Source organism: Streptomyces sp. NPDC058371, from assembly GCF_042723265.1.
Classification (GTDB): Bacteria; Actinomycetota; Actinomycetes; order Streptomycetales; family Streptomycetaceae; genus Streptomyces.
The window spans coordinates 163,647-180,502 of record NZ_JBHXJC010000015.1 but is presented as its reverse complement, the minus strand read 5'-3'; the positions used below and the strand labels follow the sequence as shown (position 1 = coordinate 180,502).

Below are 16,856 nucleotides of genomic sequence, written 5' to 3'. Positions count from 1 at the left end.
GATACGGCGTCACGCATTCGCTGGCGGACGCGCGCCGAGTGGCTCTCTTCCCCACCGGGTCCGTCGGCGAGCCGGTGGGGCTCTGCCGCGCTCACTGCCCGGCAGTGCGCAGGGCGCGGACGGTGAGGGAGAGGGGTTCGTGCTGGGGGTGGCCGCTGGCCTGGTCCAGCAGGTGGGCGCCGACGGCGGGCGGGCGGTCCTCCAGGGTGAGCGGGTGCTCCGGGTCGGGATGCGGCAGGACGGCGAAGGACAGAGCGCGGGCCAGGGTCTCCGGGCCGGAGCCGCCGTATCCCCAGGTGATGTCGTTGTAGGTGTAGCGCGGATCGGTGGGCAGGATGTCGCAGCGGCCGTCGGGCAGCAGGACGAACGCGGTCATGCTGCCGGGGGTGGCGGTGACCTCGGCGTCGTCGGGGTAGGGGGCGGCGGGCAGCGCGCGGGGACGTTCGACTGCCACGGTGTCGGCGGCGGGGTTGTGCAGGACCAGGCGGCCGAACGGGTCGTAGCCGGTGCGCAGGCCCTCCAGGTCCTTCTCCCACAGGTGGCCGCGCAGCGCAGCGGCCCGGTGGGCGTCGCCGGCGGCTGGGCCCCACCAGGACACGGTGGCCAGGTAGGCCTGTTCCGCCTCGCCGAGGGGGGTGATGACCCTCGGGGTGGGGCCGGGGTCGTCGACGAGGGCGGGGTCCAGCAGGTGGCGGATGCTGACCAACTCCGGTTCGGCGGCCGCCAGGGCGTCCCCGAGTGCCGGGTCGGCGTGCGGGCCGGTCGTCGCGGCCTGGTTGGCCAGGCTGCTGACCAGGGTGCGCACCGATGTCAGGGCCCGGTGCACGGCGCCGGCAGACAGGTCGCGGTCGGGCATCTCGGCGTAGCGCTCCAGCAGTTCGTTCTCGGCGGGCCCGGGCCGGTAGACGCGGCGCTCGACCAGGCCTGCGCCCGGGTCGTCGACGGTGATCAGACGGCGGTAGTCCTCCACGGCCCCGAGGGCGCCCGGCACCAGGGCCCGCACCGCGATGCCGAGGGCCTCGGCGGTGCGGGCCGCATCGTCGTGCCCGGTGCCGGCCAGCAGGCCGAGCGCGGGCAGCGCCGGGCGGGTGTAGTCGCCGGCCAGCAGCGCGGCGCGGTAGGTGTGCAGGCGCATCACCCGGCGCAGTAGGGCGGCCAGGCCGTGGGGGTCGAAGTCGAGCACGGCCGGGCGGCGTCCGGCGGCCAGCTCGGTGACGACCACCGCGGTGTAGGTGCCGGGCGGGAAGTCGAGGTCGGGCTCGGTGCCCAGGATGCGAGCCAGTCCCGCGCGGTCGACGTTCTTCCAGACCGGGTTTTCGAACTCGCCGTTCCAGGCGTCCTTGCTGCCGCGCCGCAGCAGGGTGTCCAGCAGGCCGCCGCTGGAGGCGCGGGGGAAGGCGAACGAGACGTAGTGGACCTGCAGTTCCGGCCGGGGGAAGCCGCGCGGCCAGAAGCCGAAGTACCAGGCGTTGCGGGCCTCGCCGACGCCGAGGTGCTTGGCGGCGATGGCGCGGGCGACGTCCTCGGCGTAGTTGACGATGATGCCGTGCGACTCGGCCAGGGCGCCGTAGAGCACCACGGTGCGGTGGGTGCCCGCGGCCGGTCCGCGCCAGATCCGCACGTGTACCCGGGGCGCCTCGGCAATCCAGACACCGGGCACCGTCAGGACCTCGTCGACCTCCAGGCGCAACGGGGCCTCCGGCACCGTCACCGTGTCCCAGTTGGGCGTCGGCAACCGGCCGGTCGACGGGTCGCTGCCCGCCAGTGCCAGCTCAATGTCCGCCGCCCGCCAGAAGCGGGTCCGCCCGGAGCGGCCCACCGGCTGCGGCAGTTGGCCGCTCTCCACCAGCTGGTCGACCCATTGACGGCTCACGCCCATCCGCTTGGCAATCTGCGGACTGGTGCAGAGTTCATCCAGGCTCATGCCGCCCCCTTCCTCTTCGGCGCAAGGCCGCGCCTCACTGAGTGTCTGTCAGGACAGAGCCTGACACGTCGACTTGCTTCAAAGCAAGTAGCGGAAGTGGCGAATGGCGCTGACGCGCCTAGTAGTTGGCGGGACAGGCAGTTACGCAAGGGAGCGAGGGCCCGTGTCCGGTTTATCGCCTCGGATATGGCACGTTATCCGAGGCGAGACGCCCCGTTCCGCCACATCACCCGAACGTGTTTAGATTTCTGGCCAGTTTCTCCGGGATGTAGACGGAGGGTGGTCCGAGGGGGCAGACTCGGCACACAGACCCCGGAGAACCGGGTAAGAATCCGTCGGAGGCCCGCATGAAGATCACCATTGAGGGCGCGAGCGAGGAATTCGCCGAGAAGGTGCTCACCCTGGCCGCACAGCAGGGCGCGAACCTGACCATCAGCACGGTCGAGACGGGGTGGTCCGCCGAGCGCGCCGAGCGCTACCTCCGCTCGCTCCCCGCCGGCGCCCGGACCTTTGCTCAGCTCGTCGTGGTCGACGGCGACGGCCGTGCGGAGGCGGAGACGCTGCGCGCGGTCCTCGGCAGGCTCAACGGCCCCACCGTCGCTCTGTCCCGCGCCGTCCCGCGCGGAGTGCGCGAGGGCTGGTGGCCGGAGGGCACCCCGGCGCCCATCGAGAAGGTGGACGACCCGGATCACCCGTCGTGGCAGAAGGCGGAGGCGTACGTGATGAGTCGCGACCTCGTCCCCGTCTTCCGCGAGGCCTTCGCTCGTCTCGCCTACACGCAGGGAGCCGCTCGGGCAGCGGGGCTGCACCCCGGCGGCGCGGGCAAGACGTCCATGTCCTGGATCCCGGACTCCGTCTTCGAGAAGGGCTTCCCCGGCGTCAAGCTCGTTGACGTGGACGGCGGTTCACTCCCGGCCGACGAGGACGAGGACGACGGCGCGAAGCAGTGCCACGTCTGCCTCCAGCCGTACGAGGCGGACGAGCAGGGCGCCTCCCACCTGGACACCGGCCGCGACGCCGACCACACCCTGCGCAGCTAAGCGGCCCTGGCCCGTCACGACCGAGAAAGGACCAACAGTGATGCTCCCCTTGTCTGATCCCGCGGCATCACCGGACGCGCTCGCTGCCACGGACACGGACCGGCCGACGCGACTGAGTGACACGGAGATCGCCGCCCTTCGCGAGCGCGCCCGCCGTGAAGCCGGGCCATTCGTGGACCCGAAGGTCGTCTATGCCCCCCGGCCCTTCCACAACCGCGAGTGGGCGGCGGCGATCGTCGGTGACACGGCCTTCTCCCTGGGTGACTGGCCGACCATGTACCTGCTGGCCATCGCGATGGACGCTGAGCCCGAGCCGCCGGTCACCCGCGCCCAACGCGCTGCGCATGCCGCCATCGTGGAGCGGGCGCTGGGCGCGGAAGCGAACCGTGCCCTGCGGGAGCAGCGAACCGCCGAGCGCCACCGCGCCGAGGCCGCCGCATGGGTCACCGCGGTCCGTACCTGTCTGGTCAAGGTCGTCGTCCGCGAGAACCGGTACGGCCGGGTCCGTGGCGGTGCCCGTGAGCACCTGCGGCACGTCGTTCCGTTCGGCGAGGTCTTCTCCGGGCGGCGCCGGCGCCACCTGGCGGGCCGCGCCCTTTGTGAGACGCCCGGCCGCGCCAAGCCTCTCGCGTTGGACGAGGACCCGATCGACGCTCCGGCGACCTGCCAGCGCTGCCTGGCCTACGTCTCCCAGATCCGTATGGCGGCGGCAGCGTGACGCTTCCGGAACAGCCCCTTCCCGGCCTGGATGCGCCGCCAGTTCTGACCAACCGCCCACGAAAGGAACGGATATGACGCGTCCGACGGCCCCGACGCGGCGGTCTGGAAGTGCGCCGACTGCGACACCAACAACGACCTCCGCGCGGACGAGCAGTGCATCCTCTGCGGCCGCCCCCGCCCACCCCGTCCGGAAGGAACCGGCATGACGTTATCGCCCGACGCGCTGACCACGGCGGACACGCTGTGGCAGCGCCTCACCGAAAACCAGCCCGCCGTGGCCGCCGCGCTCGCGATGAAGGTGCGCGCGCTGCCCGAGGACTGGTCTCTGCGCGTCCTCGGCGTGGCCCCCTTCGACTGCGATGGCGGGGAAGTCCACATCCCCCATCCACACGCGGCCGACACACTGATGGACCAACCATCGACGTCATGGGCCGATGCCCTGGCCGAGGGGATGCAGACCAGCTACCCGGGCGTGCGGCTTCAACTCGGAATCGATCGCGGTCCGTACCTTGTGCTGTTCTGGATCCTCCTCACAGAGAGCGAGCGAAGGAAGGGACTCGGCACCCGCGTCATGAAGCACATCATCGCGGCGGCAGATCTACGTGGAGTACCGATGACGCTCAGCCCAAGCGACACCTTCGGTGGGGACCTGGACCGGCTGCACGCGTTCTACCGACGCCTCGGCTTCGTCACTAACACCAGGCGCGGTGAGATCGGCGCCCCTAGAGAGAGCATGGTCCGCGCACCACGCAGCTCCACCGCGGCTAGTGAAAGCCCACTGACACATCCGGGGCAGACCTTCTGAAGCTACACCGACCCGATGACCGGGCAGTCCCCGCGCAGCACGCGGTACCGGGAGACGCAGTACGCCTACCTCGGCGTGTGGTGCTCGTCGTCACGCACGCCCACCGGTCGCGGATCCCTCTATGGTCGGCGGAGCCGTACATGGGCCTCCTGGACAGCAGCGCCACTGCCGTCTGGACGCAGTACCTCAAGGAAGAGTCCGACGGCGAGATCGTCTTCGCGCACATCCGTCGACGCGACCTGCTGGAACAGATCGCGCAGACGGTCGGCACCGAGGAGTGGACGCGGGGCCGGGACACCTGGATGATCCTCCCCCGGGACCGCTGGTGGTCCGGCAGGCGCTTCCGGGTCGTACGCCGCGCGCCGCGCCAGTGGTGGGCCCTGCCGACCGACCCGAGCCGGGACGCCGAACCCGGGCCGTGGCCCACCGAACGGGCCGCGCTCGACGCCATCCCACCCCGGCCGACATGACCGACCGCGACGCGGCGAAGGAAGTCCTGTTCCGGCTGCGGCTGATGCACCCCGAGACCTCGGCCCCGTCGTGGTAACTGGCGAGGTCAGCCGGGAAGAGCCCGCCGAGACCGTGCCCTTCGACCGCCGGCTGGGCACCGAGGTGGACGAGCCCGGCAACGGAGGGCTCACGGATCTCCATCCCGGTCAATGCCCGCAGCTTCCGCGAACGTGGAGATCGCCTCCAGATACGCGGCCTCGACCGGCCCGTGGTCGCTGGCCGCCTCCTCCGCGCCCCGGTAGCTGCCGTGTTCGTCACGGTCGGCGGGGTCGTACTTCGTGATCCGGTGAACGAAGGCAGGCGGCACGCGTACAGACTCGACCCATGCCGCTGCGAGACCACCGATAACCTGGATGTTGGGCAGCCCCATCTGGTCGGCTCCCGCGAGTAGTGCCAGCAGGCCGTCGGTGGCCCGCGCGCCGCCGTCGCAAGGGGAGCACAGGACTGCTTCTCGAAGGCCGTTCACGTCCTGCCCGCGGGTGTTCTTCCACGAGTGGGTGAACTTCGCATGCAGCAGTGCGGGGCCGCCGCAGCGGGTGCAGTCCGGCGGATCGGCGAGTTTCAGGAGGATCTCATTTTCCGGGTGGCTCATGCCGTGCCCATCCAGGCATCCGGGCCGAATGCGCCCTTGATGTCGGAGGCGACCGAGGTTGCGTCGACTAGGAAGCCCAGCTCGTAGACGACGGTCTTGGCGGGCGATTGGACACGCATCCGTACTGGGCTTTCACCCTTGTGTGCGGTGAGGATGCGCTTCAGTTCGTGGACCGTGTGCTCGTTGAACTTGTGGGCGCGGAAGGAGAGTTGCACGGGGGGCTTGCCTCCGTGTTCGGCGGAGGAAACGTCGAGGACCTGGATCTCCTGGCCGAAGATGCTGACGGCGCCGTCGCGGTCGTTGAGGCGTCCCTGGACGGAGACGACGGAGTCGGCGAGCAGGGCGTGCTGGACGAGGGTGTAGACGGCAGGGAAGAACAGGACTTCCATCTCGCCGTCACGGTCGGCGAGGTTGATGATCGCCCAGGGGTTTCCCTGTTTGGTCATCCGGCGGTCCACGCTGGTGATGAGGCCGGACAGTTGCACGATGCCTTCCGTGCGGCCGGAGCCCAGGAGTTCGGTGATGGTGGTGTCCCGGTTGCGGGAGAGGATGTGCTCGGTGCCGTCCAGTGGGTGGGCTGAGACGTAGAGGCCGAGCATCTCGCGTTCGGCGGCCAGCAGTTGCTTGCGGGGCCATTCGCTGTCGTCGATGGGGAAGTCCAGGCCGAAGGCCGGCTCGTCGCTGTCAGCGCTGAGGTCGCCGAACAGGTCGTCCTGTCCGATCGCGGCCTGCTTCTTCACCGGAATGACGGCGTCGATGGCGTCCTCGTGCGCAGCCGACAGGCCCTTGCGGGTGTGCTGGAGCGAGTCGAAGGCGCCGGCCTTGATCAGTGACTCGACGGCCCGCTTGTTGAGTGCTCCTATGTCGGCCTTGTCGAGGAAGTCGGGGAAGGAGGTGTACTTTCCCTTGGCCTTGCGGGAGGCGACCAGGGACTCGATGACTCCTTCACCGACATTGCGCACCGAGCGGAGCCCGAAGCGTACGTCGTCGCCGATGGCGGTGAAGTTGGCGACGGACTCGTTGATGTCCGGCTGCAGGACCTGAACGCCCAGCTTGCGGGCGTCGGCCAGGTAGATCGCGGCCTTGTCCTTGTCGTCCCCGACGGAGGTCAGGAGCGCGGCCATGTACTCGGCCGGGTAGTTCGCCTTCAGGTAGGCGGTCCAGTAGGAGACGAGGCCGTATCCGGCGGTGTGGGACTTGTTGAACGCGTAGCCCGAGAAGGGGAGCATGACGTCCCAGAGCGCCTTGGTGGATTCCTCGGAGTAGCCATTCTGTTTGATCATGCCGGTGGAGAACTTGTCCCACTCGGCGGCAAGCACTTCGGGCTTCTTCTTGCCCATCGCACGCCGCAGCAGGTCGGCGCCGCCCAGCGTGTAGCCGGCGAGCTAGCGGGCGATGGCCATGATCTGCTCTTGGTAGATGAGCAGGTGGAACGTGTTGCCCAGGATCGGCTCCAGGACGCCTTCCAGTTCCGGGTGGATCGGTTGGATCTCCTGCTTGCCGGTCTTGCGGAAGGCGTAGTTCGTGTGGGCGTTCGCCGCCATCGGGCCGGGCCGGTACAGGGCCAGGGCTGCTGCGATGTCTTCGAACCGGCTGGGTTCCATCTGCTTGAGGAGGGTGCGCATGCCGCCGCCGTCGAGCTGGAACACGCCGAAGGTGTCACCGCGCGCCAGGAGCTGGAATGTGGTGGCGTCATCCAGCGGGATCGGCTGGGCGCCGTCCTGCGGAACGGTGTCGGTGGTGATGTTGGTGCCGCGGTTTTCTCGGATGTTCTGGATGGCGTGGTCGATCACGCCCAGGTTGCGAAGGCCGAGGAAGTCCATTTTGACCAGCCCCATGTCCTCGCAACTGGGGTAGTCGAAGCCGGTGATTTTGACGCCGTCCTTGGCCCGCATGTGCAGCGGGATGCGGTCGGTGAGACGCGTCTTGGACAGGATGACGGCGGCCGCGTGCACGCCGGTGTTGCGGATCAGGCCCTCGACGCCCTTGGCGCCGTCGACGACCTTCTTGACGTCCGGCTCGTTCTCGTACATCTGCCGGATCTCGCCGGCTTCCCCATAGCGGGGGTGGCTTTCGTCGAAGATTCCGCTGATCGGGATGGACTTGCCCATCACGTCCGGCGGCAGGGCCTTGGTGATCCGTTCACCGTGTGAGAACGGGTAGCCCATGAGCCGCGACGTGTCCTTGATCGCGTTCTTGGCCTTGAGCTTGCCGAAGGTGTTCACCATGGCGGTGAACTCGTCGCCGTACTTGTCGACGACATAGCGCACCATGCGGTCGCGGTGCCGGTCATCGAAGTCGAGGTCGACATCCGGGGGGTTGATGCGCTCGGGGTTCAGGAACCGTTCGAAGAGCAGTCCGTGCTCCAGGGGGCACAGTTCGGTGATGCGGGTGGCGTAGGCGACGATCGAGCCGGTGGCCGATCCACGGCCTGGGCCGACGGGGATTTTCTGGTCACGGGCGTACTGGCAGATGTCGGCGACGACGAGGAAGTAGCTGGAGAAGTTCATCGGGCCGATAACCGACATCTCGGTCTCAAACCGCTCCAGGACCTCGGCAGGGATCGGGTCGCCGTAGCGCATGGCGAGGCCCTTGAGGCATTCCTTGCGCAGCCAGGACTCCTGCGTCTCGCTTTCGGGGACGCCGGGGAAGTTCGGCATCTCGTCGACGTTCTCGAAGACCGACGCGTAGGACTCGATGCGTTCCGCGATGAGCAGAGTGTTGTCGCACGCCTCGGGGATCTCGGAGAAGAGCTCTCGCATCTGGGCGGCGGTCTTGAGGTAGTAGCCGGTGCCGTTGAACTTGAACCGGCCCGGGTCGTCCTTGTTCTTGCCCACGCCGATACACAGCAGGTTGTCGTGCGCGTCCGCGTGCTCTTCGAGGACGTAGTGCGCATCGTTCGTCGCGAGCAGCGGAATGTCGAGGTCCTTTGCCAGTCGCAGCAGGTCCCCGCGGACGTTGCGCTCCAGGTCCAGGGCGTGGTCCATCAACTCGAGGAAGTAGTTTTCCTTCCCGAGGATGTCCTGGTACTGGCCGGCGATCTTCAGGGCCTCGTCGTACTGGTTCAGACGCAGCCGGGTCTGGATGGCGCCCGAGGGGCAGCCGGTCGTCCCGATGATCCCCTCGGCATGCTCGGAGATCAGGTCCATGTCCATACGGGGCTTGCCGGCCGGGAACTGTCCCGTGTAGGACGCCTCCGTCGACAGATAGAACAGATTCTGCAGACCCGTGACGTTCTGCGCCCACATCGTCATGTGGGTGAAACGGCCGCCACCCGAGACATCCTTCGAGCCTTCACCATCGTCCGACATCGCCCGCACGCCGCCGGGGCCCCAGAACTCCTGCTTTCGGTTCCGGCGCGAGGACGGGGCAACGTACGCCTCGATCCCGATGATCGGCTTCACGCCCTGGAAGCCCTTGGCCACCTGCTGGAACTCGTACGCACCGAACATGTTGCCGTGATCGGACATCGCGATGGCGGGCATGCCCTGCCGCTCGACTTCAGCGAACATCGGCTTCAGCCGCTGCGCCCCGTCCAGCATCGAGTATTCGGTGTGATTGTGCAGGTGTACAAAGCTGTCCGACACCGGGCAGGCACCTCCGAGGCTGTCGCGGGAAGCCCTCACCTTAGCGGCCACCGGTGCCTCAAACTGCCAGCTCACAGCCGCGAGTTGGAGATCCACAGTTACGAAAACCGGTGACCTCAGAGAACTACGCAAAGTTGTCTGAGGGCCCCTGCCCGTCACAGAGATCGACCGCCACGACAACGGCGAATCCGGCTCCGCAGTCGCCGTATGGGACCGGGCATCGGTGGAGCACGGCCGGTTCTTCAGCGGGAGACGCTGCGCTCGACAGTGCGCGCGACGGGAGCGAAGTCCACGGCTCCCAGGTCGATGTGCTCGTAATCGTCCACGCGCTGTCAACGGCAGGCGGGTCCATGCGGTTACACCGCCGAGCCGGCACAGGACAGTCGACCGTGATGGGGAGTCGAGCAGGTACGCGCCGAACAGTGGGGCATGGCCCTGCGGGATCGAGGCGCCACTCCCACGCCGGTGGCCTACGTCCCAGGTACTCCCACGCAGTTACGCGCTGTGGCGGGACCTCTTCGCTGGCGCCTTCTTGGCCGTCTTCTTCGCCGCGGACTTCTTCGCGGGCTCCTTCTTCGCGGTCTTCTTCGCCGCGGACTTCTTCGCGGCATTCTTCTTCGGCATTTCGTGGACGTCGGCGTTCTCGCCGCGCGCCTCACGCGTCTTGCGTACGGAGGCTTCCAGAGCGGCCATCAGGTCCATCACCTTGCCCGTCGGAGCTTCCTGCTCCGGCATCTCCGGCGGCTTCTTGCCCTCACGCTTCGCCTCGATCACCTTCTCCAGCGCCTCCGTGTAGTGGTCGGTGAACTCCGGCCCCTCGAGGACGTCGGTGGTCAGGCGGTCGACCAGGAGCTGCGCTTCCTCCAGCTCCTTCTCGGTGAGCTCCACCGCCTTCGGCGCCAGCTCCGACGGGTCACGGATCTCATCGGGCCACTTCATCGCGTGCAGCACGATGACGTCGTCACGAACCCGCAGCAAGCCGAGGCGCTCCCGGCCGGACCAGGCGAACTTGGCGATGGCCACCTTCGATGACCTCGCCAACGCCATGCGCAGCAGCTTGTAGGGCTTGGCTGCGACCTGGCCGTCGGCCTGGAGGTAGTAGCCCTCGCCGATCCGGATCGGGTCGATGCTCTCGGCCGGCACGAACGTCTGGATCTCGATCGCCTTCGCCGTCGGCAGCGGCATCTCCCGCAGCTCCTCGTCCAGGACGGGGATGACCTGGTCCTTCGAGACTTCGTAGCCCTTGCCGATCTCGTCCTGTGTGACCTCGCGGTCTTCGATTTCGCAGTACTTTCGTACGCGTACGCGGGCCATGTCTTCGAGGTGGTACTGGTGGAAGCGGACCGAGTGATCCTCGGTAGCGCTCACCACGTGGATCGGTACCGTGACGAGACCGAAGCTGATCGCGCCTGACCAGATGGTTCGGGGCATGGCAGACCTCCGCGACGTACCCCGAGAACGCCAGCCTACGATCGGCCGCCGCTCCCGGCACCACATCGGCGCTGCAGCTTCTGCCTGCATCACGGCCGTGATCCGCCCGGTAGCCGGGCAGCCCGCACATCCGGAATCCCCCAGGAAGCCGGCGAGGCTACTTCTTCTGGGTGGCCCGGACCGGTTCAAGGCACGTGGGGCACAGCGGGCTGGCGCCGACGCCGTAGCGATGGGTCGGACCGTGGCACTTCGCGCACGGGCCCACCTGAGCCGGGGCGCAGTCCAGCAGTGCGGCGCTCTGTTTCGGGGGTGTGGGGCTGGTCATGGCTTCTGTCCTCGCTGCGCAGGATTGGCTATCCCGCACGTCCTCGATTCTAGAACTGGTGATCGGTTCCCGGCTGTGCGCCTCACCGTGTGGGGTGGGATGGCAGCAGAAACGTGTCGGTGTGGAAGGCATGAGGCGTGACGTGGACGCTTCCGGACGCGGTGAAGAGCAGAGCGTACATGTGGCGGTGCTGATACTGCGCGGACTCGGCGCGCCCGAGGAGGTCATCCAGGAGGAGGGGCCGGGGAGAGGGCGCGATGTCCTCCGCGAGCAGGACCTCGAAGGTGTCCACGCATAGTCCGCCCCGGCCCAACCGCTCGTGGCACGGTGGCGGCACAGAGGAGGCGTCAAACGGGTCGGTGGCGCCGACCAAGGAGGCCAGCAGGCTGGTCATCGCCGCGTCGGGGGCCTGCTGCTTGGTCGGGCCCCAGCGTTCGGGGCCGGTGACCTCGTGGCCGGGCAGGCCGACCCGGGCTTGCGCGGCGCCGGAAGTGTCGGTGAAGGCAAGCGGCGGCCACATCTCGAGCTGGACGTGCAACTGGAGGACCTGGTGTGCCGGGGTCGCCGCCACCGCCGTCATCACCATCTCCCGCACCGACGACCAGGACTCTTCCTCTCCGGCGATGAGCAGGACCATCCGCAGGTCACGCAGTGACATCAGCCCGGCCGTCGTACGCCGGAGCACCTCGGTCCGTACTGTTTTCGACAGCCGGCCATGCACACACGAGGACTTGAGGTGCTCGTGCCGGTACGGTCGGTGCGTTCATCGGTGGGCCAGCCGTGACGCGGAGTCGTCAACATCCCTCCCTGCTTTAAGGTCCGCGTCCAGGAATTCTGTCGCTTTCGGCGGCGTGGGCGGGCGGGCCGGGACACGACTTTCCCGACCCCGGAAAGCGGGTATTCGACCCTTCTGATCGTCACGGCGGCTCAGGACCGTTGTCGACTGCCAGTCGGCTCGTGCGGTGCCCTTTAGCAACTTGAACCGGGTCTCGGCAACGAGCACCGGCTCCATGGATGCTCAGGGGGCCTAGAGAGGCTCGCAAACTTCCAGATCCCTGCCGCAAAATCATGCGGCACCGCCGCGTGGGCCTCCACGGCATCCCGGAGCGTGTCCGCGTACTCCACAAACGGACCGATCTTGCGGAGCTCTTCACGACGCCCGTAGGCGCATCGACGGGCACCACCTGCAACAGGAACGACCGCCGCGCCCGGCCGGCGCTGCGGCGGCCGAATCCGCGGGCTGCCAGTGGAGTTTCAAGATAGCCGTACAGATCCTCTAGGCCGATCCCGTCCCCCACCTCCGCCCAACGCTGGCCATGCAGCCAAGGCCTCCACAGGAGAACCGCTCGAGCTGCTCAGCGGGGATAGGGGCTGTGGCGCCTCGGGCTCCTGTCCGCTGGACCTCGGCCCGTCGCACGGTGGCGGCCGTCATCGCGCCTCGTGGCCCTGCCGGGCATGCGCACCATAGGCCTTGGCCATGGCGTCGATTCCCACAGGGCCTGACCTGACGGCAACGCAGACTGAGCGCCGAGAAGCTGGTCCTTCCGGCGCCTTCCCTCGCCGCGGGACGGCGCATTAGGTACTTTCCCGCGTCACGCGATCTTTCGGCCTCCTCGGTGAGATCGGACTGTTTGGTGCACACAGGCTGGCAGCAGTCAGTCGTACTGCAGTGGATCCCGCTGCGCCGACCGGCCAATGCCGCACAGTCCGAGAGCAATCGCGGATCAACGCATCGATGCCAGCAGTGGCCCAACCCCCAGGCCACAGAACGGGATTGTCCATATGCATTCCCTTCCGGAGGCGCTCCTTTACGCCGCCGTAGACGAACGGCTGCGTAAGGCTGCGCGCCAGCGCCTGATCACTCGAGCAGTCGCAGTGCGACGCCGACAGCGACGCGCCCACCGTCAAGATCGACGGGATCGCCGGGCCTTGAAGCAGGTTCCGCCCCGCCGTGGCCTGCAGGATATCGCCGTGCAACGTCATTCGTCATGAGCTGCCGCGTCGCCCTGGGGTGACCTGGGGTAAGGAGCCCCGATTGACGTCCCATCACGTGGTCATGTGGTCCGGAGGCCTCACCTCCTGGGCGGCCGCTCGTCACGTCGTCGCTGAGCACGGCGCCGCCAGCACCACCTTGCTGTTCGCTGACACCAACGCCGAGGACGATGACCTCTACACGTTCAACGAGCAGGCCAGCGCGCAGCTCGGCGTTCCGATCACTCGGGTCGCAGACACCCAGGAGCGCGATCCCTGGGACGTTTTCGTAGACAAGCGGTGGCTCGGCAACGCCCGCCTCGCACAATGCCCGCTGGAGCTGAAAGTCAAGCCCTCCGGCGGGTACTCGACGCGCCAGGGAACCCACCCGGCGCGGTTGCCGGGGATGCGGTGCGGCTCGGTCCAGTCGAGGCCTACGACCCAGCCGCCGTACTACGACAAGCAGCGGCTGCGTGCCGAAGCCCGTACAGCCGGACTGCTCGACCCGCGTCTGTACCGGCTCGGATTCGCACACAACAACTGCGGCGGCGCCTGCGTCAAGGGCGGCCAGTCCCAATGGGCCCGCCTGTTGGAGGTCTTCCCCGAGCGGTACGCCCGCGCCGAGCGAGCGGAGGCGAAGATGCGCGCCCTCCTTGGCACGGATGTGTCGATCCTCCGAGACCTCACCGTCGGCGACACGAGGCCGCTCTCGCTGGCCTCGAAGGCGGCTGCGGCTGCTTCACCACGGACGGCACCGCCGCATAGACGCCAGCGCCTGACCTGCACCAAAGGATTGTTGTCAGTGGCATCGTTCACCATCGGCATCACCGACGGATTTGACACCGTGACGTGGGGGACCGGATGAGTCAGCGTGAAAGGGCACGTGAAGTCCCCGGCATAGCCCAGTTCAGCAGCACAGGGCAGTGCGGCGGGACATGGCGAGGCACTCCAACGCCCCACTGACGCCGGACGGGCGTCGTCGATTATGTGAGCGCGTGGACGCCGGGCATCCGATCGCGACCGTCGCTGCGGAAGCCGGGATCTCCCCGCTGCCTGGCCAAGTGGTACGTCCGATGACGGGCGCACGGCGAGAACGACCTACTCGACCGCTCCTCGATCCCCATCGTGAGTCCAGCCCGCACTGCGGAGGACATCGCTGATCTGGTGGAGGCACTACCGCGGCAGACCAAGCACGGACCAGCCCGGCTGGCCTCTGACCTTCAGCGTCTGCACGGCATCACTCTCGCGGCGGCCACCGTGCACCGCATCCTCGTCCGCCGGGTCCTGAACCGGGAGCGCGACGTCGTCCGCTACGAGCACGAGCGCCCCGGCGACCTCGTCCACCTCGATATCAAGAAGCTCGGACGCATCCCCGCTGGCGGCGGCTGGCGGTTGCACGGGATCGGCACCGACGCCGCCCGTGCCTCCAAACGCACCGGTCCGGGCACCGGGAGGGTCGGCACAGGCTGAGCGTGGTGCCTCGCTACCGGACTCCATGCAGATCGACAGCGTGGGCCACCACATACGCAGCGGTGTCCATCACGGTCTGCTCGACGGCCAACGCGCGCCCTTGGGCGTCCCAGACGGTGAGGCGGCAATCGAGTACGGGGCGGCCAACGGGAATCTCGAGCAGCTCGCAGTCCTCGCTGCCGGGCGCCCGCCCCCGGGTCTCCACGAAACCGTGCTCGGGCCATAGGCCCAAGTCGGACAGCAGCGTGGTCAGGCGACGCGGTGTCGGATCCTCCCCCGCCGTCGAGTTCTCGGCAACCAGCGCTGCCGGGACATACGTACGCGTGAGCTTCACAGGCCGCCTGGGTGCCGAATACCGTGCCGTCCAAATGACGGTCGGCTGCTCGGTGTCGAGCCCCAGTGCGGACGCGATGGCAGCCGGCGGCCGGTCGGAGATGACGGCGACCTGGTCGATGTCAAGGGCGCGAATCTCGACCGCGCCCCGAGAGCCGACCTTCCACCCGGGCGCATCGGGGGCGCGAAACGGCTCGTGCCGGATTGTCAGCGGCCGCTGAACGTAGACCCCGGATCCCCGCCGTCCGACGGCGTGCCCGTCAGCCTTGAGAAGGTCAATCGCTCGGTTAATGGTCCGGCTGGCCACCTGGAACCTCGCGGCGAGCTCATCCTCCCCCGGCAGACGCTCGCCGTCCTCGTAGATGCCCCCCACGATGTCCGACCGGAGCTGATCAGCGATGTTCACATACACGCGCTGTGCGCTCGACGCGTCAGTCATGCCGCTCCTCCCAGTTCTCCGATCGGGGCACTGATCGTACGGGGCTCAGCGGCATGGGATGAAAGCCGCACCACGGCGCGTGAACCATAGCGGCGAAACGTTCCGTAAGGATCTACTTGAGTTCCTTACGGAACTCTGCTGGACTGTCATCGCCCGAGGGACAGCCCCGAAAGTCGGCGGCTGCACCCGTTTGCTGTGCCCCGCCCGGCTGGAGCGCCCCAGTGCGCCACGGCACGAACCCAAGGGCGGGGTCATACCACCAACACACCGCGGGTCCACCCGCGGAACACCACAACTCCATAGCGTGATCCACCGCAGCAAGACGGCCGTGACCGCACGGCCGAGGCGAGTGGAGACCAGCCGGCCGAGAAGGGGCCCACGCCCACGACGCACCGCGCAACCGGCTCAAAGGAACGACGCAACCACCTTCGAAGCTGCAACAACGCCCAGCCGGTCTCCCTGGGATGAGCAGCCCCGCGTTTAGAGATCACCGCGCGGCAACGCCGTACACGAACCAGCAACCCACCTCGCCGATGCCTGCCGCGCCCTCAACTCGGCGAGCACCGACGGCCTCGGCTGCTGGTGGCCCTTGCCACCCCGCCAACCGCACGATCGCCCACCCTCCGGCGCACCCGCACCGGACCCAAGACGAGATCCCAGGAGGTACGCCATGGACTGGCGACACAGCGCCCATTGCCGAGAGGAAGATCCCGAGCTCTTCTTCCCCATTGGCAACACCGGTCCTGCGCTACCGCAGATCGAGGAAGCCAAGGCCGTCTGCCGTCGCTGCCCCGTCATGGAGCAGTGCCTGCAGTGGGCGCTCGAGTCCGGCCAGGACTCCGGCGTCTGGGGTGGCCACAGCGAGGACGCGCGTCGCGCGATGAAGCGCCGCGCCGCCCGCAACCGTGCCGGCAACGCGTCGGCGTGACCAGCCCGAAGGATGCCCGCGCCCAGTGCAACCGGGACCCTCCCGGCGCTGGGCGGCCAACAACTCAACCCATTCGGGAGAGAGGCCGGGCCATGCCCCGGCCGACCCCTGCGATCCGCAACCTCCGGAACCAGCGCGAGGACCGACCGCCCCGCGATCCCCCCTTCCCACTCCAGCACCTCACCTAAGGAGCGAAATCATGACCGTTCGCGGCTACTTCGGCTTCGCTGAACCTGCCAAGGACGCCACCGTCACACGGAGGCGCACCCGTGGCCGCGTGGCAGTCGCCACCGGGACCGCCGCCGCCCTCGGCCTCATGGGGGTCACGCTCGCCGCGCCAGCCTCGGCCGACCCGACGCACGTCGGCTACGAGGGGCCCACCATCGACATCCACCCGAAGCCGGGTACTGGGGGGCTCTACTTCCGCGATGCCGGGGGGCACATCAAGGGCCTCATGGGCGAGAAGGACGAAGCGTCCGTGTTCGGCTGCCACCCCAACGACCCCACCCTGGCGTGGGTCGTCCAGACCTCGCACGACGACGGCCACGGCGGGTGGGGCACGTACGAGGGCTTCGTCCGCTTCGCCTACGCCAACACCGAGGGCAACGTTCCGATCCCGTGCGGCGGATGACCAACTGCCCCGGAGCGCCAGGCGACCGTGGGCGGACCCCAGGGGATCGGGGGTGGGGAGGGGAACGGAAGGACAAAAAGGAAAGAAAAACCCAAGGGAGGGAACCGTCCCGAAAAACAGCCGGGGGGGGGGGGGGGGGGGAGGAGAAGA

The 16,856-nt window shown here is 68.3% G+C and carries 13 protein-coding genes and 1 pseudogene; 8 read left to right on the top strand and 6 right to left on the bottom strand.

What is annotated here, in order from left to right; translation table 11 throughout:
* Nucleotides 1-91 precede the first annotated feature (91 nt).
* Nucleotides 92-1,924, bottom strand: coding sequence for a helix-turn-helix transcriptional regulator (locus tag ACFWM2_RS33155; protein ID WP_383287648.1), 1,833 nt, complete (start codon nucleotides 1,922-1,924; stop codon nucleotides 92-94).
* A gap of 347 nt (nucleotides 1,925-2,271) precedes the next feature.
* Here ACFWM2_RS33155 and ACFWM2_RS33150 point away from each other — a divergent pair, with 347 nt between their 5' ends.
* The 4 genes from ACFWM2_RS33150 to ACFWM2_RS33135 all read left to right on the top strand — a co-directional run bounded on the left by ACFWM2_RS33150 (nucleotide 2,272) and on the right by ACFWM2_RS33135 (nucleotide 4,959).
* Nucleotides 2,272-2,964, top strand: a complete 693-nt coding sequence (locus tag ACFWM2_RS33150) for a hypothetical protein (RefSeq protein ID WP_383287646.1) — start codon at nucleotides 2,272-2,274, stop codon at nucleotides 2,962-2,964.
* Between the two features lie 40 nt (nucleotides 2,965-3,004).
* Nucleotides 3,005-3,682 (top strand): hypothetical protein, encoded by a 678-nt coding sequence (locus ACFWM2_RS33145; RefSeq protein ID WP_383287644.1) that lies wholly within the window; start codon nucleotides 3,005-3,007, stop codon nucleotides 3,680-3,682.
* A gap of 204 nt (nucleotides 3,683-3,886) precedes the next feature.
* Nucleotides 3,887-4,489, top strand: a complete 603-nt coding sequence (locus ACFWM2_RS33140; protein WP_383287642.1) for a GNAT family N-acetyltransferase — start codon at nucleotides 3,887-3,889, stop codon at nucleotides 4,487-4,489.
* Between the two features lie 140 nt (nucleotides 4,490-4,629).
* Nucleotides 4,630-4,959, top strand: a complete 330-nt coding sequence (locus ACFWM2_RS33135; RefSeq protein WP_383287640.1) for a hypothetical protein — start codon at nucleotides 4,630-4,632, stop codon at nucleotides 4,957-4,959.
* A gap of 167 nt (nucleotides 4,960-5,126) precedes the next feature.
* On the opposite strand, the gene ACFWM2_RS33130 is transcribed toward ACFWM2_RS33135, so the two are convergent.
* The 4 genes and pseudogenes from ACFWM2_RS33130 to ACFWM2_RS33115 form a co-directional block, all read right to left on the bottom strand.
* Nucleotides 5,127-5,591, bottom strand: coding sequence for a DUF6300 family protein (locus ACFWM2_RS33130; protein WP_383287638.1), 465 nt, complete (start codon nucleotides 5,589-5,591; stop codon nucleotides 5,127-5,129).
* Nucleotides 5,588-9,178, bottom strand: a pseudogene (dnaE, locus tag ACFWM2_RS33125) (DNA polymerase III subunit alpha). Before dnaE ends, ACFWM2_RS33130 begins: the two are co-directional and overlap by 4 nt.
* Before the next feature lie 495 nt (nucleotides 9,179-9,673).
* A complete protein-coding gene (locus ACFWM2_RS33120) occupies nucleotides 9,674-10,609 on the bottom strand; it encodes a Ku protein (RefSeq protein WP_383287636.1) in 936 nt (311 codons plus the stop codon).
* Between the two features lie 407 nt (nucleotides 10,610-11,016).
* Nucleotides 11,017-11,592, bottom strand: a complete 576-nt coding sequence (locus tag ACFWM2_RS33115) for a hypothetical protein (RefSeq protein WP_383287634.1) — start codon at nucleotides 11,590-11,592, stop codon at nucleotides 11,017-11,019.
* 1,392 nt (nucleotides 11,593-12,984) lie between these two features.
* Here ACFWM2_RS33115 and ACFWM2_RS33110 point away from each other — a divergent pair.
* Together ACFWM2_RS33110 and ACFWM2_RS33105 are read left to right on the top strand one after the other, a co-directional pair.
* Complete coding sequence (locus tag ACFWM2_RS33110; RefSeq protein WP_383287632.1) at nucleotides 12,985-13,770, top strand: hypothetical protein; 786 nt, start codon at nucleotides 12,985-12,987, stop codon at nucleotides 13,768-13,770.
* A 260-nt stretch (nucleotides 13,771-14,030) separates the two neighbouring features.
* Nucleotides 14,031-14,375 carry a hypothetical protein gene (locus ACFWM2_RS33105; protein ID WP_383287631.1) on the top strand — a complete coding sequence of 115 codons (345 nt, stop codon included), beginning with the start codon at nucleotides 14,031-14,033 and terminating at the stop codon, nucleotides 14,373-14,375.
* Between the two features lie 13 nt (nucleotides 14,376-14,388).
* Here ACFWM2_RS33105 and ACFWM2_RS33100 read toward each other — a convergent pair whose 3' ends face one another.
* Nucleotides 14,389-15,147, bottom strand: a complete 759-nt coding sequence (locus ACFWM2_RS33100) for a GntR family transcriptional regulator (protein ID WP_383287629.1) — start codon at nucleotides 15,145-15,147, stop codon at nucleotides 14,389-14,391.
* Between the two features lie 670 nt (nucleotides 15,148-15,817).
* Here ACFWM2_RS33100 and ACFWM2_RS33095 point away from each other — a divergent pair.
* Both ACFWM2_RS33095 and ACFWM2_RS33090 read left to right on the top strand, forming a co-directional pair.
* Nucleotides 15,818-16,075 (top strand): WhiB family transcriptional regulator, encoded by a 258-nt coding sequence (locus tag ACFWM2_RS33095; protein WP_383287627.1) that lies wholly within the window; start codon nucleotides 15,818-15,820, stop codon nucleotides 16,073-16,075.
* A gap of 199 nt (nucleotides 16,076-16,274) precedes the next feature.
* Nucleotides 16,275-16,706, top strand: a complete 432-nt coding sequence (locus ACFWM2_RS33090; protein WP_383287625.1) for a hypothetical protein — start codon at nucleotides 16,275-16,277, stop codon at nucleotides 16,704-16,706.
* The last annotated feature ends 150 nt before the right edge of the window (nucleotides 16,707-16,856 follow it).